The sequence below is a fragment of the Streptomyces sp. NPDC005151 genome (genome assembly GCF_053599875.1).
The window spans coordinates 201,848-225,224 of sequence record NZ_JBSFYR010000001.1; the positions used below are offsets into that span (position 1 = coordinate 201,848).

Annotated in this window: 21 protein-coding genes; 11 read left to right on the forward strand and 10 right to left on the reverse strand. The window is 71.0% G+C overall.

Annotated elements, in window-relative coordinates:
- Positions 1-38: 38 nt before the first annotated feature.
- Together ACWD6R_RS01015 and ACWD6R_RS01020 are read right to left on the reverse strand one after the other, a co-directional pair.
- The gene (locus ACWD6R_RS01015; protein ID WP_451816736.1) at positions 39-1,373 is read right to left on the reverse strand and encodes an MFS transporter; all 1,335 of its coding nucleotides are present in this window, start codon (positions 1,371-1,373) and stop codon (positions 39-41) included.
- Between the two features lie 82 nt (positions 1,374-1,455).
- Positions 1,456-1,896: a MarR family winged helix-turn-helix transcriptional regulator gene (locus ACWD6R_RS01020; RefSeq protein ID WP_451816737.1), complete on the reverse strand. Its 441-nt coding sequence runs from the start codon at positions 1,894-1,896 to the stop codon at positions 1,456-1,458.
- Positions 1,897-2,029: 133 nt separating this feature from the next.
- On the opposite strand from ACWD6R_RS01020, the gene ACWD6R_RS01025 reads away from it, so the two are divergent.
- Complete coding sequence (locus ACWD6R_RS01025; protein WP_451816738.1) at positions 2,030-2,221, forward strand: ribbon-helix-helix protein, CopG family; 192 nt, start codon at positions 2,030-2,032, stop codon at positions 2,219-2,221.
- On the opposite strand, the gene ACWD6R_RS01030 is transcribed toward ACWD6R_RS01025, so the two are convergent.
- Positions 2,214-3,665 (reverse strand): NCS2 family permease, encoded by a 1,452-nt coding sequence (locus ACWD6R_RS01030; RefSeq protein WP_451816739.1) that lies wholly within the window; start codon positions 3,663-3,665, stop codon positions 2,214-2,216. The genes ACWD6R_RS01025 and ACWD6R_RS01030 overlap by 8 nt on opposite strands.
- Before the next feature lie 187 nt (positions 3,666-3,852).
- On the opposite strand from ACWD6R_RS01030, the gene ACWD6R_RS01035 reads away from it, so the two are divergent.
- Positions 3,853-4,152 carry a DUF2530 domain-containing protein gene (locus ACWD6R_RS01035; RefSeq protein WP_451816740.1) on the forward strand — a complete coding sequence of 100 codons (300 nt, stop codon included), beginning with the start codon at positions 3,853-3,855 and terminating at the stop codon, positions 4,150-4,152.
- Positions 4,153-4,248: 96 nt separating this feature from the next.
- The gene (locus ACWD6R_RS01040) at positions 4,249-6,717 is read left to right on the forward strand and encodes an HAD-IC family P-type ATPase (RefSeq protein ID WP_451816741.1); all 2,469 of its coding nucleotides are present in this window, start codon (positions 4,249-4,251) and stop codon (positions 6,715-6,717) included.
- 3 nt (positions 6,718-6,720) lie between these two features.
- Here the strand turns inward: ACWD6R_RS01040 and ACWD6R_RS01045 are convergent, their stop codons facing one another.
- The 4 genes from ACWD6R_RS01045 to ACWD6R_RS01060 form a co-directional block, all read right to left on the reverse strand.
- Positions 6,721-7,494: a DUF5707 domain-containing protein gene (locus ACWD6R_RS01045; RefSeq protein WP_451816742.1), complete on the reverse strand. Its 774-nt coding sequence runs from the start codon at positions 7,492-7,494 to the stop codon at positions 6,721-6,723.
- Positions 7,495-7,700: 206 nt separating this feature from the next.
- Positions 7,701-8,636: a hypothetical protein gene (locus ACWD6R_RS01050; protein WP_451816743.1), complete on the reverse strand. Its 936-nt coding sequence runs from the start codon at positions 8,634-8,636 to the stop codon at positions 7,701-7,703.
- A gap of 198 nt (positions 8,637-8,834) precedes the next feature.
- Entirely contained in the window at positions 8,835-12,095 is a 3,261-nt protein-coding gene (locus ACWD6R_RS01055) for a sacsin N-terminal ATP-binding-like domain-containing protein (RefSeq protein WP_451816828.1), read from the reverse strand.
- A 615-nt stretch (positions 12,096-12,710) separates the two neighbouring features.
- On the reverse strand, positions 12,711-13,646 hold the full coding sequence (locus tag ACWD6R_RS01060) for a DUF3027 domain-containing protein (RefSeq protein WP_451816744.1): 936 nt from the start codon (positions 13,644-13,646) through the stop codon (positions 12,711-12,713).
- A 396-nt stretch (positions 13,647-14,042) separates the two neighbouring features.
- On the opposite strand from ACWD6R_RS01060, the gene ACWD6R_RS01065 reads away from it, so the two are divergent.
- The 4 genes from ACWD6R_RS01065 to ACWD6R_RS01080 are packed head-to-tail and all read left to right on the forward strand — an operon-like array spanning position 14,043 to position 17,561.
- The gene (locus ACWD6R_RS01065) at positions 14,043-15,467 is read left to right on the forward strand and encodes an MFS transporter (protein WP_451816745.1); all 1,425 of its coding nucleotides are present in this window, start codon (positions 14,043-14,045) and stop codon (positions 15,465-15,467) included.
- 27 nt (positions 15,468-15,494) lie between these two features.
- Positions 15,495-15,977 (forward strand): DUF2771 domain-containing protein, encoded by a 483-nt coding sequence (locus ACWD6R_RS01070; protein WP_451816746.1) that lies wholly within the window; start codon positions 15,495-15,497, stop codon positions 15,975-15,977.
- Between the two features lie 29 nt (positions 15,978-16,006).
- Positions 16,007-16,702 carry a futalosine hydrolase gene (locus ACWD6R_RS01075; RefSeq protein ID WP_451816747.1) on the forward strand — a complete coding sequence of 232 codons (696 nt, stop codon included), beginning with the start codon at positions 16,007-16,009 and terminating at the stop codon, positions 16,700-16,702.
- Positions 16,686-17,561 (forward strand): 1,4-dihydroxy-6-naphthoate synthase, encoded by an 876-nt coding sequence (locus ACWD6R_RS01080; RefSeq protein ID WP_451816748.1) that lies wholly within the window; start codon positions 16,686-16,688, stop codon positions 17,559-17,561. Before ACWD6R_RS01075 ends, ACWD6R_RS01080 begins: the two co-directional genes overlap by 17 nt.
- A 120-nt stretch (positions 17,562-17,681) precedes the next feature.
- On the opposite strand, the gene ACWD6R_RS01085 is transcribed toward ACWD6R_RS01080, so the two are convergent.
- Positions 17,682-18,065: a cold-shock protein gene (locus tag ACWD6R_RS01085; RefSeq protein ID WP_358863230.1), complete on the reverse strand. Its 384-nt coding sequence runs from the start codon at positions 18,063-18,065 to the stop codon at positions 17,682-17,684.
- 198 nt (positions 18,066-18,263) lie between these two features.
- On the opposite strand from ACWD6R_RS01085, the gene ACWD6R_RS01090 reads away from it, so the two are divergent.
- Positions 18,264-18,497 carry a hypothetical protein gene (locus tag ACWD6R_RS01090; protein ID WP_451816749.1) on the forward strand — a complete coding sequence of 78 codons (234 nt, stop codon included), beginning with the start codon at positions 18,264-18,266 and terminating at the stop codon, positions 18,495-18,497.
- 16 nt (positions 18,498-18,513) lie between these two features.
- On the opposite strand, the gene ACWD6R_RS01095 is transcribed toward ACWD6R_RS01090, so the two are convergent.
- Positions 18,514-19,143: an HAD family hydrolase gene (locus ACWD6R_RS01095; protein ID WP_451816750.1), complete on the reverse strand. Its 630-nt coding sequence runs from the start codon at positions 19,141-19,143 to the stop codon at positions 18,514-18,516.
- Between the two features lie 124 nt (positions 19,144-19,267).
- On the opposite strand from ACWD6R_RS01095, the gene ACWD6R_RS01100 reads away from it, so the two are divergent.
- Genes ACWD6R_RS01100 through ACWD6R_RS01110 form a run of 3 tightly spaced genes read left to right on the forward strand, consistent with a single transcriptional unit; the run spans position 19,268 to position 22,205 of the window.
- The gene (locus ACWD6R_RS01100; RefSeq protein WP_451816751.1) at positions 19,268-20,278 is read left to right on the forward strand and encodes a FecCD family ABC transporter permease; all 1,011 of its coding nucleotides are present in this window, start codon (positions 19,268-19,270) and stop codon (positions 20,276-20,278) included.
- Positions 20,275-21,351 (forward strand): FecCD family ABC transporter permease, encoded by a 1,077-nt coding sequence (locus ACWD6R_RS01105; RefSeq protein WP_451816752.1) that lies wholly within the window; start codon positions 20,275-20,277, stop codon positions 21,349-21,351. The genes ACWD6R_RS01100 and ACWD6R_RS01105 overlap by 4 nt, the downstream gene beginning before the upstream one ends.
- Complete coding sequence (locus ACWD6R_RS01110; RefSeq protein WP_451816753.1) at positions 21,348-22,205, forward strand: ABC transporter ATP-binding protein; 858 nt, start codon at positions 21,348-21,350, stop codon at positions 22,203-22,205. The genes ACWD6R_RS01105 and ACWD6R_RS01110 overlap by 4 nt, the downstream gene beginning before the upstream one ends.
- Before the next feature lie 41 nt (positions 22,206-22,246).
- On the opposite strand, the gene ACWD6R_RS01115 is transcribed toward ACWD6R_RS01110, so the two are convergent.
- A complete protein-coding gene (locus ACWD6R_RS01115; protein WP_451816754.1) occupies positions 22,247-23,344 on the reverse strand; it encodes a hypothetical protein in 1,098 nt (365 codons plus the stop codon).
- Positions 23,345-23,377: the final 33 nt, after the last annotated feature.

Sequence of the window (23,377 nt, forward strand, 5' to 3'; positions counted from 1 at the left end):
ACCGGTCGGGGCCGAACCACGTCGCGTACGGGCGGTCCTCAGGCCGCCGTCGCCAGCTGCTCGCGCGGGACGAACCGCACATGCGGGTGGCCCGGCCGCAGGTCGACCTTGAGGCGCAGGCCGCCGACGCGGGCCAGCATGATGCCGACGCCGAGCGCGGCCAGCAGCGAGAACGCGCCGCCGACCGCCATGGCGGTCCGGACGCCGTACGCGTCGCTGATCCAGCCCACGATCGGGGCGCCCACCGGCGTACCCCCGGCGAAGACCATCATGTAGAGGCTCATCACCCGGCCGCGCATGGCCGGGTCGGCCGCCATCTGGACGCTCGTGTTCGCGTTGATGTTGGTCGTCAGGCCGATCATGCCGATCGGGACCAGCAGGATCGCGAAGAGCCAGACGGACGGCGACAGGGACGCGATGATCTCCAGGAGACCGAACGCGGTGCCCGCCACCACCAGCATCCGCAGCCGCGAGGAACGGCGGCGGGCGGCGAGCAGGGCGCCGGCCAGGGAGCCGGCGGCCATGAGGATGTTGAAGAACGAGTACATCCCGGCGCCGCCGTGGAAGATCTCGTCCGCGAAGGCGGTGAGCCAGATCGGGAAGTTGAAGCCGAACGTGCCGACGAAGCCGACGAGGACGATCGGCCAGATCAGCTCGGGGCGGCCGGAGACATAGCGCAGCCCCTCGCGCAGCTGCCCCTTGGCGCGCGGCACGACGACCGCCTGGTGCAGTTCGCTCGTACGCATCATCAGCAGACCGACGAGCGGGGCGAGGAACGACAGACCGTTGAACATGAACGCCCAGCCGCTGCCGACCGTGGTGATCAGGACACCCGCGACGGCGGGGCCGATGAGCCGGGCGGACTGGAAGTTGGCCGAGTTCAGGCTGACCGCGTTGCGCAGCTGGGCCGGGCCGACCATCTCAGAGACGAACGACTGGCGGGCCGGGTTGTCGACGACCGTGACCATGCCGAGGAGGAAGGCGATCAGGTAGACGTGCCAGACCTGGACGACTCCGGAGAGCGTGAGGACGGCGAGGGCGATGCCGCAGAGGCCGAGCGCGGCCTGGCTGACGAGGAGGAGCTTGCGCTTCGGGAGCCGGTCGGCGATGACGCCGCCGTACAGGCCGAAGAGCAGCATGGGAAGAAACTGGAGGGCCGTGGTGATGCCGACGGCGGCGGCGGACCCGGTGAGGCTCAGGACGAGCCAGTCCTGCGTGATGCGGGACATCCAGGTACCGGTGTTGGAGATCACGGCGCCCGTGGCGAACAGGCGGTAGTTGCGGATCTTCAGCGACGAGAAGGTCCCGCCGGGCTTGCTCTCGTGGGTGGACGTCGGTGCGGGGGCGGAGTCTGCTCCGGATCCCGTACTCAAAAGGGTTCGCCTCCTCGGCGTGGACATTTCACTGACTGACGAGGCAGTGACGGCGGTACCGGACCGTGGTCCGGTACCGCCGCTACAGGTGGGCGAGCTTTTCCAGTACGGGCGCGGCCTTGCGCAGCGTCTCCCACTCTTCCTCGTCCAGGCCCTCGGCGAGGGTGGCCAGCCAGGCATTCCGCTTGGAGCGGCTCTCCTCGAGCATGGCTTCGGCCTGCTCGGTCTGGCTGACCACCTTCTGGCGACGGTCATCGGGGTGCGGTTCCAGTCTGACCAGCCCCTTGGCTTCCAGCAGCGCGACGATGCGGGTCATCGACGGAGGCTGCACATGCTCCTTGCGGGCCAGCTCACCGGGGGTGGCGGAACCGCAGCGGGCGAGCGTGCCGAGCACCGACATCTCGGTGGGGCTCAGCGACTCGTCGACGCGCTGGTGCTTGAGGCGTCGGCCCAGCAGCATCACGGCGGAACGAAGGGAGCTCACGGCGGCCGCACTGTCGCCGTCGTGGATCAGGTCAGGCATGTTCATTAGCGTAACTCATTACCCACCCTAAAGACCATTCGGTGGTACACGCACGCCCGATCACTCACCCGAACGAGTGAGTTGGATGCGGAAAGTGACGCCAAGCGACCTCGGAGGCCTAACCCTGCTTGCCATGGGATCGACAGTGCTCAGCCTGCGGCTGGACGGTGAGCTGCTCGACCGGCTCCGGCAGCACGCCGCCAAACGCGGAATGAGCGTCCAGGACTATGTGGTCCGGACGCTCATTCGGGACGACTTCGACGAACGCTTCAAGACGGCCGTCGACGAGACGCAGAAGTTCTACGGGGCGGAAGAGATCACGTGAGGCCGAGAGCCGGCATCGCGTAGTAGAAGACGAAGACCGCCGACACGACGTACATGGCTACCGGCACCTCGCGCCAGCGCCCGGCTGCCACCCGCAGCACGGAGAAGGCGATGAAGCCGATGCCGATGCCGTTGGTGATCGAGTAGGTGAACGGCATCATCACCATGGCCAGGAAGGCCGGGATGGCGAGCGTGTAGTCGCTCCAGTCGATGTCCCGCACCGAACCCGCGATGATCAGGAAGCCGACGGCCAGCAGCGCCGGAGTGGCCGCCTGCGACGGGACCATGGTCGCCAGCGGCGTCAGGAACAGTGCCACCGTGAACAGCAGGCCGGTCACCACGCTCGCGAAGCCGGTGCGGGCGCCCTCGCCGACGCCCGCGGTGGACTCCACGAAGCAGGTTCCTGCGGAGGAGGAGCTCGCACCGCCCGCGGCGACCGCGATGCCGTCCACGAACAGCACCTTGTTGATGCCGGGGAAGTTGCCGTCCTTGTCCATCAGCTTGGCCTCGTCGCCGACGCCGAGGATGGTGCCCATCGCGTCGAAGAAGCAGGACAGCAGCACGGTGAAGACGAACAGGATGCCGGTGAGCACACCGACCTTGTCGAAGCCGCCGAACAGACTGACGTGGCCGATCAGCCCGAAGTCGGGGGTGGCGACCGGATTGCCCGGCCACTGCGGGACGGTCAGGCCCCACGCCTCGCCGGGCAGATCGGCGACCGCGTCGATGATCAGCGCGACGACGGTCATCGAGACGATGGAGATGAGGATCGCGCCCGGCACCTTGCGGACGATCAGCGCGAGGGTGAGCAGCGCGCCGAGGATGAAGACCAGGACCGGCCAGCCATGGAGGTGGCCGTCGCCGCCGAGCTGGAGCGGCACAGTGGTGTGCGCGGCGTCCGGGATGCGGGAGACGAAGCCCGAGTCGACCAGACCGATCAGCAGGATGAAGAGACCGATACCGATGGCGATGCCCTTGCGGAGCGACGTCGGCACCGCGTTCATCACGCGTTCGCGCAGCCCGGTCGCGACCAGCAGCATGACGACGATGCCCGCGAGGACGACCATGCCCATCGCGTCCGGCCAGCTCATCCGGGGGGCGAGCTGGAGGGCGACGACGGTGTTGACGCCGAGGCCGGCGGCCAGCGCGATCGGCACGTTGCCGATGACACCCATCAGGAGGGTGGAGAACGCGGCGGTCAGCACGGTGGCGGTGACCAGCTGGCCGCCATTCAACTGGTGCCCGTACATGTCCTTCGCGCTGCCGAGGATGATCGGGTTCAGCACGATGATGTACGCCATCGCGAAGAACGTGGCGAATCCGCCACGGATCTCGCGCGCGACCGACGACCCCCGCTCGGAGATCTTGAAGAAACGGTCCAGGCCGCCGTGCGGCTGCGCCGCAGGCTGCTTGGAGGCGACCGGAGCGGTGGCCGAGGGGGACATGTATGACCTCAGTCGTACGTAGGAAGGAGAGAAAAATGGTCAGCTTTGGACTTTTACACGAATAAATCGAGCCAACCGTAAGCAGATTCAGTATGAATACATAAGGCGAAGATCGCTATCTCCGCGCGTAGACCCATGGGCCGACTAGGCCGAGGGGCTTTGCATACGGGCCGCATAGACTGAGCCCATGGCGAAGTGGACACCGACACACGAGGCACCCGAGCCCCTGGAGGGGCCCGTCGTCGCCACCATCACCGGCGGCACGATCCTCTGGTTCGTCCTCTTCCTCGTCCAGTTGCCGTTCTACGGCTGGTTCGACGACCACGGGCACACGTGGTGGATCTGGACGTGCCTGGCCGGTGCCGGGCTCGGACTGATCGGTATCTGGTACGTGCGGGGGCGCGACGCGGCGATCAAGCGGGCGGCCGCCGGGGCCATACCGGCTGACGCGTCCGGCGCCACCGACGAAAGTCGGGGCCGGCCCTGACTTCCGTACCGCCCGAGGACCATTCCGCTCCTCCCCCGGTCTGATCTTCGACCCCCCGACGGGTGAACCGGATGTTCCACCCGTACCGTCGGAACCATGACGCAGCGGGCACTTCGCTCCTCCGGGGAGCACACACCCGGCCGGCCCCGGCCGGCCATGATCGACGCCGGTTCCGAGCTCGACCCGGTCCACCCGATGAAACTCCCTGCCCCGGCCGTCCGCACGAGCGGGCTGACCGCGGCCGAGGTGGCCGAGCGGATCGCCCGCGGCGAGGTCAACGACGTACCCGTCCGCTCGTCCCGCTCCATCCGCGAGATCGTCCGCGCCAACGTCTTCACCCGGTTCAACCTGATCATCGGCGTGCTCTGGGTGATCATGCTGTCCGTCGCGCCGATCCAGGACAGCCTCTTCGGCTTCGTGATCATCGCCAACACAGGCATCGGCATCGTCCAGGAGTGGCGCGCCAAGAAGACCCTGGACAGCCTCGCAGTCATCGGCGAGGCGAAACCCACGGTCCGGCGCGACGGAGTCGCGGCCGAGATCTCCACCTCCGAAATCGTCCTCGGCGATCTCATCGAGCTCGGGCCCGGCGACAAGGTCGTGGTCGACGGCGCGGTGGCCGAGGCCGACAACCTGGAGATCGACGAGTCCCTGCTCACCGGCGAGGCCGACCCCGTACTGAAGCAGGCAGGCGACCCGGTGATGTCCGGCAGCTTCGTCGTCGCGGGCGGCGGCGCGTTCTCCGCCACCAAAGTCGGCCGCGAGGCCTACGCCGCGCAGCTCGCCGAAGAGGCGTCCCGCTTCACGCTCGTCCAGTCCGAGCTACGCAGCGGCATCAGCACGATCCTCAAGTACGTCACCTGGATGATGGTGCCGACCGCGATCGGCCTCATCATCAGCCAGCTCGTCGTCCACAACACCAACGTCAAGGACTCGATCGCCCGCACCGTGGGCGGCATCGTCCCGATGATCCCCGAGGGCCTGGTCCTGCTCACCTCGGTCGCCTTCGCGATCGGTGTCGTACGGCTCGGCCGCAAGCAGTGCCTCGTGCAGGAGCTGCCCGCCATCGAGGGCCTCGCGCGGGTCGACGTCGTCTGCCTGGACAAGACCGGCACGCTCACCGAGGGCGGGATGGACGTCACCGAGGTGCGGGCGCTGAACGGCGCGGACGACCCGTACATACGCCAGGTGCTGAGGGCCCTCGGCGCATCCGATCCGCGGCCCAACGCCAGCCTGCAGGCGATCATCGACGCGTACCCGTCCCCGAACGGCGAGGCATGGCGGTGCACGGAGACACTGCCGTTCTCCTCGGCACGCAAGTACAGCGGCGCCGCGTTCGTCGAGGCCGACGGGCGGTCGTCGACCTGGCTGCTCGGCGCACCCGATGTGCTCCTCCCGGACCAGGACCCGGCGCTCGGCGAGATCGAGCAGCTCAACGAGCAGGGGCTGCGGGTGCTGCTGCTGGCGCGCGCCGAGGGCAAGCTGGAGGGGCCGGAGATCGCCCACGGGGCCGTACCGACCGCGCTGATCGTGCTGGAGCAGCGGCTGCGGCCGGACGCCAGGGACACGCTGCGCTACTTCGCCGACCAGCGGGTCGCCACGAAGGTCATCTCCGGGGACAACGCCGTCTCGGTCGGCGCGGTCGCGGGCAAGCTCGGCCTGCCCGGCGCCGAGCACACGCTGGACGCGCGCCGGCTGCCCACGGACCCGGACGAGATGGCCACGGCCATGGAGGAGAACGCGGTCTTCGGCCGGGTCTCCCCGCAGCAGAAGCGTGAGATGGTCGCCGCCCTCCAGTCCCGCGGCCACACGGTCGCGATGACGGGCGACGGGGTCAACGACGTGCTGGCGCTGAAGGACGCCGACATCGGGGTCTCGATGGGTTCGGGCTCCGAGGCGACACGCGCCGTGGCCCAGATCGTGCTGCTGAACAACAGCTTCGCGACGCTGCCGTCGGTGGTCGCGGAGGGCCGCCGGGTGATCGGCAACATCACCCGGGTCGCGACCCTGTTCCTGACGAAGACCGTCTACTCGGTGCTGCTGGCGATCCTGGTGGTCTGCTTCCAGGTGGAGTACCCGTTCCTGCCCCGGCATCTGACTCTGCTGTCGACGCTGACGATCGGCGTCCCGGCGTTCTTCCTGGCCCTCGCACCCAACAAGGAGCGGGCCCAGCCGCACTTCGTCCGCAGAGTCATGCGGTACTCGGTGCCGTCCGGCGTCATCGCGGGCATCGCCACCTTCGTGACGTACATGGTCGCCCGGCAGTACTACACGGGGACGGGGGCGCTGGACGCGGAGACCAGCGTGGCGACGCTCACGCTGTTCCTGGTCTCGATGTGGGTGCTCGCGATCATCGCCCGCCCGTACACGTGGTGGCGGATCGTCCTGGTCGCGTCGATGGGAGCGGCGTTCCTGGTCGTGCTGGTGGTGCCGTGGCTGCAGAACTTCTTCGCGCTGAAGCTGGTGGGCGTGGTCATGCCGTGGACGGCGGTGGGGATAGCGGTGGTGGCGGCTGCTGCCCTGGAGTTCACCTGGCGACTGGTCAGCCGCCGCTTCCCGGTGTAGCCGTTACCGCACGTCGACGAAGTCACCGGCGGTGGTGACGGCCGGGGTGGTGGACGTACCGGCGAAGCTGTAGCGCCAGTAGCCGTCGACCGAGGCGGTGACCGTGGTCTTCAGGTTGCCGGTGCTGTTCGTCTTGATCGTCTTCACCGTGGTGTAGGTGGAGCTGGTCTTCTTGCGGAACTGGAGCTTGACCGCCTGACCGGTGTAGCCCGCGTAGGTGTGCGTCTCCCAGTTGGCGCGCGACAGCTTGCCCGTGACCGTGATGGTCCTGCCCTTCCTGACGGGCTCCGGGGAGGCGTTGACCGTCAGCTTCGACAGCCGCTGGATCTTCGCCGTGGCGTAGGAGTCGTAGTTCGTGCTGGAGCCGTCCTTGGCCTCCGCGGCGGCGAGGACGTGCCAGGAGCCGGCCAGCGCGTTCTTCGTCAGATCGGCCCTCGGGTCGATCGTGATGGTGTACGAGCAGGTGGAGGTGGTGGCGCTCGCGGCCTTGCAGGTCGCTGCCTCCTCGTTCGGCAGCAGCACGCCGTCCATGCCCTCGTCCAGGCTCTTCCCGTGCCACAGGATCACCCAGCCGTCGGCTATGCCGGAGGCGTGCGAGGCGGTGACCGACACGGTGATGGTCTTCGCTGCCGTCGTGCCCAGGACGGTGTTCTTGCCGCCGTTGACGCGGACCTTGGAGATGACGGGATTCGCCGTTGCCGCGTGCGCCGCCGGGACGGCGAGGGCGGACAGGACCAGGGCGCCGGACGCGGCGGCGACAGTGGCACGGATACGCATGTTTTCTCCGGTGGAGACTGGGGTCCGTCGGGCAGGTGGCGTGGTGGCTCCGGCCGCGGCGGGACCCGATGGGTCAGTGCGTCCGCGGACCCGGCGGGCCGGACGGGGACGCACGGGATGGGGGTACGAGAAGCGGGACCCCCTCCCGGAGATCCCGCTTCTCGTGTGGATCACGTGTGGAACCACGCCCGCGATCGGGCGTGGAACTACTGCACGTCGACGTAGTCACCCGTGGCGGAGACCGCCGGGGTGGTGGACGTACCGGCGAAGCTGTAGCGCCAGTAGCCGTCGACCGAGGCCGTGGCCGTGGCCTTCAGGGTGCCGATGCTGCTCGTGTTGATCGTCTTCAACGTGGTGTAGGTGGTGCTGGTCTTCTTGCGGAACTGGAGCTTGACCGGCTGACCGGTGTAGCCGTGGTAGGCCAGGTCGTCCCAGTTCGCACGGGAGAGCTTCCCGGTGACCGTGATGGTCCTGCCCTTCTTCACGGGCTCCGGAGAAGCGTTGACCGTCAGCTTCGAGAAGCGCTGGAGCTTGGTGGTACCCAGGCCGTCCTGCAGCGCGTAGTCGATCTGGGTGGGGTCGGGGTTGCTCGGGTCCTGGCCGTTGTAGTCGACGGCGAAGCCCATCGCCTTCCACGTCGTGGCGTCCGCGTTGCCGATGAGGTCGTAGTACGGCGAGATGGCGATCTGCCCCTTGCAGGTGGCGACCGTCGAGGAGACGGCCGTGCAGGTGGGGGGCTTGGCGCCATAGAGCTCGTTCGTCGGAACGTCGAACGAACCGCGGTAGAGCGCGACGTCGAGGAAGAAGTCGGAGCCGAAGATGTTCACGTCGGCGGCGTGCGTCACGGTGTACGTGGTCGCCACGGTCTTCGTGGCGGAGGTACCCACGGCGATCGGCTTGCCGCCGTTCACGGTGAACTTGGAGAAGGTCAGGTCGAGCGGGACACCGGCGGTCCCGGCAGCGGTGACGGAGCGCGCGCCGGACTTCGCACCGGACTGCGCGCCGGACGCGGCCTGAGCGGCGCGCGCGGCATCGAGGACAGTGGAGCGGTGCGCGTCGTCGGCCTGAGCCGCAGACGGAACGACGAGGGCGGAGAGAGCCAGGGCGCCGGTTACGGCGGCCACAGTGGCACGAATACGCATGTTTCGTTCCCCAATGTGGAGAAGGGGCCCGCGGAGGTCGTCCGTTCCCGGGCCCAAGGTCGTCTGTGAAGCCTGATGGCTTCACAGACGAGACCGATGGGGCGCGTGAAGGGTTGTGCGGACAGTGAGGATCTTTGCGAATACATGACCAGGTCCGGGCGGTTGTGTCTCCCTGCCCCGAAGACCGGCCCCGGCCCGTCAGTCGAACCAGCGGTCGCGCGCCAACTCCTCCGTGCGCGACGGGTCCTGCAGCAGCGCCGCGACCTCGAAACGGCGCGGCCACTGACCCGCCGCCCAGGCCAGACCCGCCGCGACACCCTCCAGCGTCGAGGCGTGGACGGTCCCGTCCGGGGTGCGGCGCCAGTCCAGCTCGACGCCGCCCGCGCGGAGTTCGCCGTGTTCGACGTATGTGTCCGGGGTCCCGGCGCCGAGCAGGATCCGTACCGACTCCGGCACCTGGTGCTCCTCGCCGTCCGTCGTCACCTCCGCCTCGACGGTCTCGCCGAGCCGCCGCACCTGGAACAGCTCGGCCAGTTCCGCGGCGCGCGCCGGGGCCACCGGCAGGAGCGGCAGGCTGTCCGTCAGCGGCAGCAGATCGGGGGCGTCCGCGATCACCGCGTCGGCCGCATCGACGATGCGTACCTCGCCGTCGACCACGGCCCGCAACTCGTCGGGCAGCGTGACCTGTTCCGGGTCGAGATCGGCCAGGGCCGTGTACAGCTCGTGGAGTTGTACGGAGCCGACCGGGCGGTCCTCGTCCGCGAGCCGGCCGAGGAGTTCCGCCGCACCGCCCGGCTCGTCGAGGAGCGCGGCGACGGAGGTCCGTACGCCGAGGGCGTGCAGCACCTGGGCGTCGCCGAAGCCGGTCGCGTCGGCGGAGTCGTACAGCCCGGACAGCCGCGGGTCGCCGCCCGCAGCCCGCAGCCCCGCCGGGCGGCGGCCGTCGAGCACCGGGTGGTCGCGCAGCCACCAGGCGGTGTACGGGCGCACGGATTGGGTCGTGCCGTCCGGGAGCAGCACCCGCACCGGCTGGGTCAGCGCGTCGCGCAGCGGCGGCCGGGAGAGCAGGGCGAGCGCCTGCGGCCAGGCGTCGTCGTCGACGAGGTCGAGGTCGCGGACGGCGACGAGTTCGGTGGCGACGGGCGGCACGGGGGCCCGCCCGTCGCCCGACCACCACCCCTCGTCGTCACCGCTGCGCGGCGGCAGACTCAATTGCAGCTGGTCGAGAATGTCCTCGCACCACACGTCGACGGCGTCGAGCAGTCCCGCGTCGTCGGGTTCGGCGAAGTCGCCTTCGCGTGGCTCCAGTTCGTCGGGGTCGAGGACGACATCGGTGGCCCGGACAAGCGCGAAGGTGGCCAGCACCCCGCAGGCGGTCAGCGGCTGCTCACCCCAGCGGTCCGCCAGCTCCTCGTCGCAGAGCGCGAGTTCGCCCTCGCGCATGATGCTCGCGAACGGGCTTCCCGGTAGCACGAGTTCACCGGCAGGTGCGGGCTCACCGTCCTCGTCGGGGAGGGCGAGCGCACCGAGCCAGGGTTCGTCGCCCGGCGCGAGGTCGGCGTCCCGGACGAGGGTGAGGACGGTGTCCGCGAGCTCTTCCGCGTCCAGCGCGTCCTCGTCCCACACCTCGCCGGCGTCCAGCGAACCGGCGACGGCCGCACGCACCTGCGGGGTCGTCAGCACCGCGCGCGGGGTGGCGGGCAGGGCGCCCAGCTTCTCCAGAAGCGGATGGGCGGCATCCGGATGCGCGACCTTCAGCCCGAGCCGGGCCAGCCGGCCCAGGACCGGGCCGGTGAGGGCGTCGGGGAGCGGCAGGAGAACCTGGCGGGGGCCGATGGCGGTGCGGGGTGGTGCGGTGACCGGGGCGCCCACCGCGTTCTCCACCGCTCCGGCCAGCGGGACCGGGAGTCCGGAGAGCCGGTCGGGGTCGACTCCGGACAGGCTGTCGTACAGCCGCCGCCACCAGGCGGGTTCGCGCTCCAGACCGGCGAGCCGGTCGATCGCCTCGGCCAGCGGGACCCGGGCGACGCCGAGGGTACGCAGTTCGCTCCGGCGCTCAAGTCCCGCGGGCAGCAGGCACGGCAGCACCTCGGCAAGCACCTGAACGGTCTCGGCGCCCACCCCCTCCACGACCTCTGCCTCGATCGGCCGCAGCGCGGTGGTGGCCACGCGGACGTTCTCCGCCCCGGCGTCCCAGGCGTCCCACTGCTCGGGTTCGGCGGCGGCGTCGCGCGGGGCGGCGGGCTCCAGGAACGCGACGCGCGACAGCCGCTCCAGGATCGCGCCGCGCACGGCACCGTCCAGTTCGCCCTTGCCGAGCGGGCCGGGCACGAGGTCGAGAGTGGCGATGGACACCGGATGCCAGTCGGCGAGCAGTTCGGCGTACGCGTCGGCCGCGCGCTGCACCAGGAAGTCGGTGAGCGGGCCGGGCGCGGGGTGGCGGCGGGTGGTGTCGAGCGGCAGCGACGCGATGAGCAGGGCGGGGACGCCGAGAGGCTCGTCGGTGGGGGTCGGCGCGTGGACCACGGGGGCGGTACGCGGGTACACCGGCGCCCCTTCTACGTCCACGGGCACCGCCCAGGTCACCGACCAGTGCGGGCGCAGCCGTTCCTCCAGCGGGCGGCCGGCGAGCAGGGCCGGTTCGATCGGCCCGTGCTGGGCGACGGTGCGCCAGCGGTTCGTGCCGTACGCGGAGTCGTCGATGTGTGTGTACGGGCCGTGCTGGGAACGGCGAAGCGTCCGTAGGTCCTCGGGGGTGTCGATGACGATCTCTTCGAGACCGGCGAGCGTCAGGAGGAGCGCGTCGTCGACGGCGGCGAGCAGCCGTCCGACGAGGTCCTCGGCGACGCCGTCGCGCATCGGCAGGACGACGACGGTGTCGTACCCGTCCGGTGCGGTGCCCTCGGCGGGCAGCGGAAGACGCAGCAGCGGTACGTGGCCGTCGCGGCGGCGGAGTTCGTCACCGAGGCCCGGGCTGCCGACGACGGCCTCGCGGGCGAGGTCACGGGCCTCGGCGAGGGACCAGCGGACACCGCCGTGCCGGCCGATGACGGCGGGCTCGTCGCTGACCGCGAGGACGGCGGCGAACCCGACGCCGAACCTGCCGACGGCGGACTCGTGACCCTCGCGCTTGGCGGAGGCGCGGAGCGTGCTGAGCGATTCGACGCCGGTGGCGTCGAGGGGGGCGCCGGTGTTGGCGGCGGCGAGGACGGCGGGTCCGGTGTCCGAGGCGGGATGAAGGGTGAGACGGAGCCGGCCGGGGACGCCGGCACGGGCGGCCGCATCGGCGGCGTTCTGGGCGAGCTCGACGACGAGGCGGTCGCGGTAGCCGCCGAGCGCGAGGTCCTCCTCGGCGTTGGCGTCCTCCCGGAACCGGGCCGGACCGGCGCCCCAGGCGTCGAGCACGCCGCGCCGCAGCCGTGCCGTCCCGAACGGATCGGCCCCCTCGGTCGCATTCATGCTCACGCTCTGACTCCGCTCTGTCCGGTGACGCGTTACCCATGTGCGGCGGGGGTGTGCGTGCGCCTGCGTGCGCGTACACCCGTGCCGCCAGTGTGCGCCCGAAGGTACCGCGACCGGCAATCCTGCGTGGCGCGGCGGTGGGGCGCCGCCCTTGTCCTCCATCGCCGGACAGGCTTGAAATGCCCTCGGCACGGCACCGCCCGGGTCACGTCTCCTTCAGGGCACGGGGGACCTTCTCGGCGAGCCGAAAGCGACTGCGGAGACCGCGAACCCGGCAAGTCGTCGACGCCTTCCGGCCACATCCAGCCCGTCCGCCGCTTGAGGACAACACGACCACCGGGCCGCACCCGAAACCCGCACGGGGCCCACACCGAGCCCGCCCGGCGCCCGCGAAAAAGCACCCCGACCGACCCAAGAACGCACCCCGGCCACATCCAGCCCGTCCGGCGCTTGAGGACAACACGACCACCGGGCCGCACCCGAAACCCGCACGGGGCCCACACCGAGCCCGCCCGGCGATTGAGGACAAAGCGTTCACCGGGAGCCCCGTGGCCGCACCGCAGCGCGCGACCCCCGGGTACCGCAAACCCGGTCCCCCAGCGGCCAGGAGCGTCAGGAGTGGCCCAGGTCCTCCGATGGCGCATCCGGTTCCACCGGGACCGATCCGCTGTCCCGCGCCGGGCGCAGCGGGTACTCGTCCACCTGCATCGTGTCCAGCGCGTGCGGCGCCGGCTTCGGCGGCTTCGGCATCACCGCTGCCTCCGAGTGCCCACCGCAGCCGTACGACAGGGAGACCACATGACCGTCCGCCGGGCCGAACTCGTTCGCGCACACGCCGAAGGCCTGCCGCAGCGAACCCGGCAGCGGCACCAGGAAGGCGCAGGTGACACAGGATGCCGGTGCCGCCTGAGCCATCGGCGTCTTCGGGCCGAATGCCTCTTCCCAGCGGTCGGCCGCGGCATGCAGCCCGTACCGGGACAGCACCCGTGCCCGCCGCATGCCGAGCTCTTCCGCGAGCGCGGCGATCGAGCCGCGCCTCGTCGCCTCCGGGCGCGTCGTGAGTTCCGCGTCCTCCGCGTCGACGAGGTCGGCCATCTCCTCCGACATCTCGGAGGCCACCGAGTTCGGCGGCGACTCGTCCTCGCCGCTGTACCCCGGCTCCAGACGCAGATCCTCCGCCTCCGTCGGCAGCAGATCACCGGGTCCCATGTCGCCGGGCCGCAGCCGCTCGCTCCATGGCACCCACTCGGGAGCGAGCAGCGCGTCGGTCCCCGGCAGCAGTACCGCCTCGTCGAGCGTGACGACCTTGGCGCGGGAGGCCCTGGCGACCGTCACCGCCCACCGCCAGCCCTTGTAGCCGGGTTCCTTGCACTCGAAGTAGTGCGTGACGACCCGGTCCCCCTCGGAGACCCGGCCCACGTGCTCACCGACCTCCCCCGGCGCGGCCACTTCCTCGGCCGCCGCGCGCGCGAGATCTACCGCCTCGGCGCACAGACGGTCGGGGGCAGGGGTACGGGCAGTACGGCTTCGCGTCGTAGCAGCACTCACAGGTCTCGCTTCTCTCCATACGCCGTCTCACGAGTGCGCCAGCAGATCCATCGATTTCGGCCATAACGGTTGCGGGCGGAGCGGACCTGGGGGCCGCGTCGACGTCCGCACCCGTTGTGCCTGCCTCGGGCGCGCCTTCTGCTATCCATTCTGCGGGATCGCCGAGAGGCGCGCGGCCAAGGACAACCGCCGGGGGCGCGCTACGCACGCTACCCTCTCCGCAGCTCCCCGCCCACCTGCCCGTCCCAAACGACGGCGTATCCACTGCCGTATCCGGGTCGAGCGGTCGGAGGAATGCCCTGTCGGCAGGGTGCTCACTGACCCGACAGGGCGGCGAACCCCGCGCCCCGTACCGTTCTCGGTTCGTTACCGCAGTGGCTGGGGCACTATGACGGGGTGCCTTCCGCCAGGTCGCACGACGGGTCCGGCCCGCTCCGCAGGACGGGCCGGTCGATCGGTCATGCCCTGCACACGCCGTTCACCGGCACCGCGAAAGGCATCCGCAAGGCGACGCACGCCCACGGGGCCGGCGAGTCCGGACTCGGCAAGCTGATCGAGCTGCACGCCGTGAACGGCGCGGGCGACGTGATGGTCACGGTGGCGCTCGCGTCGACCGTGTTCTTCTCCGTGCCGACGGACGAGGCGCGCGGCCGCGTCGCCCTCTACCTCGCCGTGACGATGGCGCCGTTCACTCTCCTCGCCCCGGTCATCGGCCCGCTCCTGGACCGTCTGCCGCACGGCCGCCGCGCCGCGATGGCGGGCGCCATGCTGGCGCGTGCGGTGCTCGCGCTCACGATGTCGGGCGCGGTCGCCACGGGCGGCCTGGAGCTGTATCCGGCGGCACTGGGCGTGCTGGTCGCCTCGAAGGCGTACGGGGTCGTGCGCAGCGCGGTCGTGCCACGCCTGCTGCCACCCCGTTTCTCCCTGGTGAAGGCCAATTCCCGGGTCACCCTGGCCGGGCTTCTGGCCACGGGCGTGGCGGCGCCGATCGGGGCCGGGCTGCAGATCATCGGGGCGCCCTGGCCGCTCTACGGCGCGTGTCTGATCTTCACCGGCGGCACCGTTCTCGCGTTCACGCTGCCGCACAAGGTCGACTCGGCGAAGGGCGAACACCGCGCCCAGCTGGTCGAGCCGCACAGTCATCAGCCCTCCGTCCGCACCAGGCCCTCCGGGGTCAACGGGAAGAAGGGCAGGGCCAGGACCAACGGGGAGAAGGAGAAGCGGCCGGGGCTGCGGACCGTCGGGCCGTCCGTCCTGCACGGGCTCCAGGCCAACGCCGCGCACCGCGCGCTCTCCGGCTTCCTGATCTTCTTCCTGGCGTTCCTGCTGCGGGTGCACCCGCTCGCCGGGCAGAGCGCGGCCGTCTCGCTCGGCATCGTCGGTGTTGCGGCCGGGATCGGCAATGCCCTCGGCACGGCGATGGGCTCCTGGCTCCGGGCCCGCGGCCCGGAGGTGATCATCGCCTCGGTGCTGGGGCTGGCGCTCGGTGTCGCCGTCGTCGCCGCGGTCTTCTTCTCGACCGTGATGGTCGCCGCGCTCGGCGCGGTGGCGGGTTTCACCCAGGCACTGTCCAAGCTGTCGCTGGACGCGATGATCCAGCGCGACGTGCCCGAGGAGGTCCGCGCGTCGGCGTTCGCCCGGTCCGAGACACTGCTCCAGATGGCCTGGGTGGTCGGCGGCGGTATCGGCATCGTTCTCCCCCTCAACGGCGTACTGGGAATGTCGGTCGCCGCGGGGATCCTCGCCCTCGGTGCGGCAGCCTCCGTACGGGGTCTGCTGGGTGCGGCTCGCCGCGGCTCGCCGCACCCCCGCGTGGCGTGAGCGGGAGCGACCGATAGCCTTCGGGCCATGACCGTTGCGTTCTTCTCCGGTAAGGGCCGCCGAATCGGCGTCGCTCTTGGTGCCGTGTCCGCGGGACTCCTTGTCCTGTCCGCCTGCGACAAGCCGACGCCGCTCGCCACCGTGACGGTCGGCGACACCTCGGTGAGTGCCGAGGCAACCTGTTACAACGACGGCGACGCCATCAAGGAGTCGCTGGTCCAGGGCTGCCTCAACAACAAGAAGGCCGAGCACACCGTCAAGGTCGCGATGGACGACAAGGTCCGCTTCGGCGTCGAACCGGAGATCGCGGACAACGGCTGGACCCTCTTCATCAACGGCCAGCAGGCCGAGCAGGAGCCGTACAAGAAGACCTACCGGTCCATCCCGGGGAGCGCCTTCTTCTCCAGCCAGACCGGCGAGACCGCGAACAAGGCGCAGATCAGCATCGTGGAGACCACGGGCAAGAAGCTCACGGGCATCTGGCACTTCACCCTCGAGAAGACCAGCTGACCCCCTCCCGACCCGGGAGGACCCTCCCCGTGCGTGTGCTCGTCGTGACCGCTGTCCCGGTGGAACGGGACGCGGTCACGCGTGCGTTCACGGACAGACCGGAGGTGGTCCGGGCACCGGGCGCCGAGCTGCACCGCGCCGGCGGTGTCGATGTCCTCGCGGGCGGCGCCGGTCCGGCGTCCGCGGCCGCCGCAGCCGCGTTCGGGCTTGCCTCCGGGTCCTACGGCCTGGTGGTCTCCGCCGGTATCGGCGGCGGGTTCGCGCCCGGCGCCCCGGTCGGCTCCCTCGTCGTGGCGAGCGCGATCGTCGCCGCCGATCTGGGCGCCGAGACCCCCGACGGGTTCGTGCCCGTCACCGCCCTGGGCTTCGGCCGGGAACGGTTCGAGCCGCCGCCGGCCCTGGTACGTGACGTGGCCGCCGCGACCGGCGCGGTCACCGGCGACATCCTCACCGTCTCCACCGTGACCGGCAGCGCCGCCCGCGCCGCCGCACTCCGCGGCGCACATCCGGACGCCGTCGCCGAGGCCATGGAGGGCTTCGGGGTCGCCGAGGCAGCCGACCGGCTGCGCGTACCGGTGCTGGAGATCCGGGCCGTGTCGAATGCCGTCGGCCCGCGCGACCGGGACGCCTGGCGCATCGGCGACGCACTGGCCGCGCTCACCGCCGCGTTCGGGAAGCTCACTCCCGTACTGGAAGGTTGGACCCACCATGACCGACTCGACTGAGGACACCGCGAAGCCCGGCACCGCTGTGAAGATCGCCTTCTCGCCGTGCCCGAACGACACCTTCGTCTTCGACGCCTGGGCGCACGGCAGGGTCCCCGGCGCGCCCGCCCTCGATGTCACCTTCGCCGACATCGACATCACGAACGGCATGGCCGAGCGCGGCGAGCTGGACGTGCTGAAGGTGTCGTACGCGGTGCTGCCCTGGGTCCTGGAGGAGTACGCCCTGCTGCCCTGCGGCGGTGCGCTGGGCCGCGGCTGCGGGCCGCTCGTCCTGACGAAGGAGCCGGGTACGGATCTGACGGGGAAGACCGTCGCCGTTCCGAGCGAGCGCTCCACCGCGTATCTGCTGTTCCGGCTCTGGGCGGCGGATGTCGTGCCGGGCGATGTCGGCGAAATCGTCGTCATGCCGTTCGACGAGATCATGCCCGCCGTGCGGGACGGGAAGGTGGATGCCGGTCTCGTCATCCACGAGGCGCGTTTCACGTACCGGAACTACGGGCTGCACAGCCTCGCCGACATGGGCGAGCACTGGGAGGCGACGACCGGGCTGCCGATCCCGCTCGGCGCGATCATCGCCAAGCGGTCACTGGGCGCGGAGACGCTGAAGCTGCTGGCCGAGTCGATCCGCACGTCGGTACGGATGGCGTGGGACGACCCGGAGATGTCACGGCCGTACGTGCTGGAGCACGCCCAGGAGATGGACCCGGCCGTCGCCGACCAGCACATCGGGCTGTACGTGAACGAGTTCACCGCCGACCTCGGCGAGAACGGCTATGCGGCGATCCGCGGGCTCCTCACGCGCGCGGCGGCCGAGGGGCTGGTGCCGCCCCTCGGCCCGGATGCTCTGCCGTTCGCCTGAGTCCGGCCGTAACGGGTTACGGCCGGACGCCCGCTGACGAAAGATCCCGAGGGCCTCTCGTTTGGATCAGGCCGGGCTCGCGGGGCCCGGCATGATCCGGCCTGATCCAAACGAAAGACCCTAGACGTCGAGCTGGTCGGCGACCGCGCGCAGCAGGCCGCCGATCTGCCTGCCGGCCGCCTTGTCGGGGTAGCGGCCCCGCTCCAGCATCGGCGTGATGTTCTCCAGCAGCGTCGTCAGGTCCTGCACGATCGATGCGAGCTCGTCCGGCTTGCGGCGCTGGGCGGCGGCGACGGACGGGGTCGGGTCGAGGATCGCCACCGAGAGCGCCTGGTCTCCGCGCTGACCTGCGACGACACCGAATTCGACGCGCTGGCCGGGCTTGAGGGCGTCGACTCCGTCAGGGAGCACCGACGAGTGCACGAACACGTCGCCACCGTCGTCGCGGGAAAGGAAGCCGAAGCCCTTCTCGCTGTTGAACCATTTGACCTTGCCAGTCGGCAAAGCACGCACCCCATCTCAACCCGTAAGCCGGAACCAAGCCTCAGCAGGTCAGGCCGTCCAGTGGTCGTGCTCCCCTGCTGGCAGAAGCCTCCACAGGTGCAGTACCCCTCGTCAAGCCTGGTCATCCGGACTCTGTCCAGAAACGGCGCACTCCGGGTGAAGGAATGGTTGCTCCGGGGCGGGAACTACCCTGACGGGGTGAGTACTCCTCCCTCTGGCGCAGGTGACCGGCTTGTCCGCGTCGGCGCGATCGTTTTCTTCATCGGGGCACTGGCCACACTGGTCACGGTGGCTCCGCTGTTCCTCGGGACCGACCCGTTCCCGCCCTTCGCGTATGCCTTGTGCATGCTGATGGGCGTGGGGTTCCTGATCGCCGCGGCGGGCGTGGTGCGGTCGGCATGGGTGGGGTCCCCCAAGCGGACCGCGCGCTGACGGGGACGGACGCCGGTTACGCCGGTTCCGGGTAGGTGCGCAGCCACGCCGGGAACCGCGTGAGGTCCGGGAGGACGACGTCCGCGCCCGCCTCCCGCAGTTCGTCCGCGTCGCACGGGCCCGTCGTGACCCCGACCGACAGGGCATCGGCGGTACGGGCACCGCGCACGTCCCCGGTGTGGTCGCCGACGTACACCTGCGCGCCGTGCTCGCGCAGCGCATCCCCCTTGCGCTCCGCCCACAGGCTGCCTATGACCTCGTCGGGTTCGATTCCCACGTGTGCCAGGTGGAGCTTGGCGTTCGGCGTGTGCTTCGCGGTGACGACGATCGTCCGGCCGCCCCGCGCGCGGATCGCGGCGACGGATTCCCGGGCGCCGGGCAGGGCGGGGCTCGGCGTGATCGCGTACGTGGGATAGATCTCCCGGTACCGGTCGGCCGCGGCGGCCACGGCGTGCGCCGGGTACCAGTTCGCGAGCTCGTGCTCCACGGGCGGTCCGAGCCTGCTGACGACCAGGTCGAGATCGATCGGCGTCCCCGTCTCGGCGGACAGCGCCCGGTAGGTGGCCTTGATGCCCGGCCGGGAGTCGATGAGCGTCATATCGAGGTCGAAGCCGACCGTCAGGGGGTGCGGAGCCATGCTGCCCATTGTGCCGAGGTCACGGCCTCCTTCCGCCCCACAGGCCCCTCCCACCCCTCGGACTCCGGCGGGCTCCACTTAGACTTAGCCAAGCCTTACCTATCCACGCCTCCCAGCTTGCCGATTGGGTCCGATGTCAGCCGCCGCACCTCGCCGCCACAGACGCGCTCTCGCGACGGCGGCGGCCGTCGTGGCGCTGCTGGTGGCCGTCCTGCTCAGCCTGGCCGTGGGGGCGCGGTCCATCGCACCGTCCGCGGTGCTCGACGCCCTGCTGCACGGCGGGCACTCCGACGCCGCCGAAGTGATCCGGCAGATGCGGGTGCCGCGCACCCTGATCGGACTGATGGTCGGTGCGGCGCTGGCCCTCGCGGGCACGGTGCTCCAGGGCATCGCCCGGAACCCCATCGCCGACCCGGGAATCCTCGGCATCAGCCAGGGTGCGTCCGTGGGCGTGGTGCTGGCCATCGCGTTCGCGGGGATCCACACGCTGACGGGGTACGTCTGGTTCGCGTTCGCCGGGGCTGCGATCGCCTCGGTGGCCGGGTACGTGATCGCGTCGCGCGGACGCGGCGGAGCGACGCCCGTGAAGCTCGCGCTGGGCGGCGCCGCGATCAATGCGCTGCTGGTGTCGGTGACGATGGCGGTGCTGACGACGAAGGCGTCCGCGCTCGACGAGTTCCGCTTCTGGCAGGTCGGTTCGATCGCCGGGCGCGAGGCTGCGGTGGCGCAGCAGATCTGGCCTTTCCTGCTGGTCGGCACGGTGCTCGTGCTGTCGGTGGCACGAGGTCTGGACGCACTGGCGCTCGGCGAGGACATGGCGAAGGGGCTGGGGCAGAAAGTCGCGACGGTACGCATCGTCGGCGGCATCGGGGCCACGGTGCTGACCGGCGTCGGGGTCGCTGCGGCCGGACCGATCGCGTTCATCGGGCTGGCCGTCCCGCACATCGCCCGTGCGATCGTCGGCAGCGACCACCGGTGGGTGCTGCCGATGGCGGCGCTGATCGGGCCCGTGATGCTGCTCGTCTCCGACGTCGTGGGCCGCATCGTCTTCCCGCCGGGCGAGGTCCCGGCGGGTGTGATGACGGCGCTGATCGGGGTGCCGTTCCTGGTCACACTGGTACGTCGGAAGGCGGTCCCGGCATGAGCGGCACCCTGACCCGGAGCCGGGTCCGGCCCGCCGGGTACAGCGTCGTACGGATCGGGACGCGCGGGCGGTTCCTGCTGCACCGGCGCGCGGCGGTCGCGGCGGCGGCCCTCGTCGTGCTGCTGGCGGTCGTCTGTGTCGCGTACCTCTGTGTCGGCGAGAGCTTCGTCGCGCCCGCCGAGGTCGTGAAGGTGATCCTCGGGCAGCCGTCGCAGAACGAACTGGTCGTCGGGACACTGCGGCTGCCCCGCATGGTCGTCGGACTGCTGATCGGCGCGGCCTTCGGCATCGCCGGGGCGCTGATCCAGACGGTCGCCCGCAATCCGCTGGCCAGCCCCGACATCATCGGCATCAGCCAGGGCGCGGGCGCGCTCACGGTCGGCGCGATGACCTTCGGCATCACCTCGTACACCGTTCTGCCGTATCTGTCGGTCGTCGGCGGGATCGCGGCGGCGGCGCTCGTGTACGTCTTCGCGTGGCGCGGCGGGCTGCACGCCACCCGGTTCGTCCTCATCGGCATCGGCTTCGCCATCGCGCTGCGGTCCGTCACCACACTGTTCCTGACGAAGGGCGACTATCTGGTCGCCCAGCAGGCCCAGATCTGGATGACGGGCTCACTGAACGGCCGCGGCTGGAACGAGGTCGCGCCGATCGGCTGGACGCTGCTGGTCCTGACCCCGGCCGTGCTGTGGGCGGCCCGCGCCCAGCGGACCGTGTCCCTGGACGACGACACGGCAACAGCGCTCGGGGTACGGCTGGGGAGAGTACGGCTGGGGCTCGTCGCGCTCGGTGTGGTGCTGGCCTCCGTGGCGACGGGAACGGCCGGGCCGGTCGACTTCGTGGCGCTGCTCGCCCCGCAGATCGCCCGCCGCATGACGCGGACCGCGCAGATCCCGCTGCTCTGCTCGGCGCTGCTCGGCGCGGTGATCGTCGTCTTCGCCGACCTGCTGGCGCGCAAGCTCTTCTCGCCCACCGAGCTGCCGGTGGGCGTACTGACGGCGGCGGTCGGCGCCCCGTATCTGATCTGGCTGATCATCCGCGGTCACGGTGGTCGTAGTGGAGGCACAGCATGAGCTCGACCCGTACGTCCGACGCCGTCGCCCAGGCGACGACCGGCCGGCTCACCGCACGCGGGCTGACCCTCGCGTACGAGGACCGCACGGTCGTGCACGAGCTGGACCTCACCGTGCCGGACGGCCGGGTGACGGTCATCGTCGGCCCGAACGCGTGCGGCAAGTCGACGACCCTGCGGGCGCTCGGCCGACTCCTCAAGCCGCGCGGCGGAGCCGTACTCCTCGACGGTACGGAGCTGTCCCGGATCCCCACCAAGAAGATCGCCCAGTCGATCGGGCTGCTGCCGCAGACCCCGGTCGCGCCCGAGGCGATCACCGTCTCCGACCTCGTCGCCCGCGGCCGCCAGCCGCACCAGCACTGGTGGCAGCAGTGGTCGGACGAGGACGAGCGGGCGGTGAGCGACGCGATGGAGCGTACGGACATCACGGCGCTCGGCGACCGGTCGGTGGACGAACTCTCCGGCGGTCAGCGGCAGCGGGTCTGGATCGCGATGGCGCTGGCCCAGGAGACGGCTCTGCTGCTGCTCGACGAGCCGACGACCTACCTCGACATCGCGCACCAGGTGGAGGTCCTCGACCTGGTGCGGCAGCTCGCCGCCCCGGCGGCGGACGGCACCCCGGGCCGCACGGTCGTCACCGTGCTCCACGACCTGAACCAGGCCGCGCGGTACGCCGACCACCTGGTCGCGATGAAGGCGGGCCGGATCGTCGCCGAGGGCCGCCCCGAGGACATCGTCACGGCAGACCTCGTACGCCAGGTCTTCGGCCTGGAGGCAGTGATCGTCCCGGACCCGGTGACGGGCTCGCCGCTGATCGTGCCGGGGGCCCCGTGGTCCCACCCCGGTCCGGGGTGACCGGCCCCGCCCCGGACCGGGGCACCGCACCCCACCCCCGCCTACCCAGCCCGCTTCCCCGCCCGCCACACCAGGAACACCGCCGACGCCACCGCAGCCGCCCGCACCACCACCGGCCACATCCCGCTCAGCGCATCCCCCATCCCGTCCTCCGGGATCGGCTCGTCCCAGCGCCCGTCCATCCGCCCCCACAGCCAGACCAGGCCACCCGCCACGGCCGCTCCGGGCAGTCCCATCGCGGCCAGCTTCGCCTCCGCACGGGAGAGCGTGCGCGAGCTGTACGCGATCAGCCAGCCGCCCGCGAGTACCAGCAGGGATCCCGTCACCGCACCGGCGACCAGCAACCCGGCAGCGAGCAGCAGCAGCGGGTGGGCGAACCGGAACCCCGCCCTCTCCCGTCTCTCCCGTGGCGCACGCCGCCGGATCCGCGGCCGCCACCGCCCCCGCGCGCCCTCGCGCCCGCCGTCCTCACCGGAACCGTTCTCGTGGCCCTCCGTCTCGCCCTCGGCAGCCGCTTCCGCTTCCTCCGCGGGCGACGGCGGTTTCAGAAGGTCCGGGATCTCCACCCCACCGGTGAACCCCGGCACCCGCACCCCGTCCCCGAACGGCCCCGGCTCGATACGCCACCAGTCGGGTTCGCTCCCGGACGCTCCGAGCTCATCCGTCCCCGCCATGTGCGGCGGCGACGGCCCGTCCCCCCTCGAAGCAGCAGAAGCCGCGGAGGCCCCGGAATCCTCAGGCGCTTCACGCGCCCCAGGCACCCCACCGGCCCCCCGGTTCCCCTCCGACGCGCCCTTGCGCAAAGTCTCTTTCCGGAAGGTTCCTCTCCGCGGCCGTGGGATCCCCCGCGGCTCCGGATCGCCGGGTTCCCCGCCCGCCGCCGCCCCCGGCAGCATCACGGTCCCGTCCCCCGACCTCGCCGCCGCGGCCACCAGTTCGTCCGGTGTGCCGAGCTTCCCGATGATGCGCCGCACCGCCGCCGGCGTGTCCGTGCCTTGGCTTCCGCGCTGCCGGTCGATCTCGGTGCGCAGTGCCGCCACGAGCCGCATCCGGGCGCCCGAGGACAGCTGTTGCTGCTGGGCCAGGTCTCCGACCCGGCTCAGATAGTCGTAGACGAGCTGGTCGCTCTCGATCCCCACGCGATGCTTCCCCTCGGTTCCCCTCCGGCCGCC

Coding starts and splice junctions, on each gene's coding strand:
- ACWD6R_RS01020 (WP_451816737.1), bottom strand. CDS start 1,896: ATGCCTGACCTGATCCACGACGGCGACAGTGCGGCCGCCGTGAGCTCC.
- ACWD6R_RS01025 (WP_451816738.1), top strand. CDS start 2,030: ATGGGATCGACAGTGCTCAGCCTGCGGCTGGACGGTGAGCTGCTCGAC.
- ACWD6R_RS01030 (WP_451816739.1), bottom strand. CDS start 3,665: ATGTCCCCCTCGGCCACCGCTCCGGTCGCCTCCAAGCAGCCTGCGGCG.
- ACWD6R_RS01035 (WP_451816740.1), top strand. CDS start 3,853: ATGGCGAAGTGGACACCGACACACGAGGCACCCGAGCCCCTGGAGGGG.
- ACWD6R_RS01040 (WP_451816741.1), top strand. CDS start 4,249: ATGACGCAGCGGGCACTTCGCTCCTCCGGGGAGCACACACCCGGCCGG.
- ACWD6R_RS01045 (WP_451816742.1), bottom strand. CDS start 7,494: ATGCGTATCCGTGCCACTGTCGCCGCCGCGTCCGGCGCCCTGGTCCTG.
- ACWD6R_RS01050 (WP_451816743.1), bottom strand. CDS start 8,636: ATGCGTATTCGTGCCACTGTGGCCGCCGTAACCGGCGCCCTGGCTCTC.
- ACWD6R_RS01055 (WP_451816828.1), bottom strand. CDS start 12,095: ATGAATGCGACCGAGGGGGCCGATCCGTTCGGGACGGCACGGCTGCGG.
- ACWD6R_RS01070 (WP_451816746.1), top strand. CDS start 15,495: ATGACCGTTGCGTTCTTCTCCGGTAAGGGCCGCCGAATCGGCGTCGCT.
- ACWD6R_RS01080 (WP_451816748.1), top strand. CDS start 16,686: ATGACCGACTCGACTGAGGACACCGCGAAGCCCGGCACCGCTGTGAAG.
- ACWD6R_RS01095 (WP_451816750.1), bottom strand. CDS start 19,143: ATGGGCAGCATGGCTCCGCACCCCCTGACGGTCGGCTTCGACCTCGAT.
- ACWD6R_RS01100 (WP_451816751.1), top strand. CDS start 19,268: ATGTCAGCCGCCGCACCTCGCCGCCACAGACGCGCTCTCGCGACGGCG.
- ACWD6R_RS01105 (WP_451816752.1), top strand. CDS start 20,275: ATGAGCGGCACCCTGACCCGGAGCCGGGTCCGGCCCGCCGGGTACAGC.
- ACWD6R_RS01110 (WP_451816753.1), top strand. CDS start 21,348: ATGAGCTCGACCCGTACGTCCGACGCCGTCGCCCAGGCGACGACCGGC.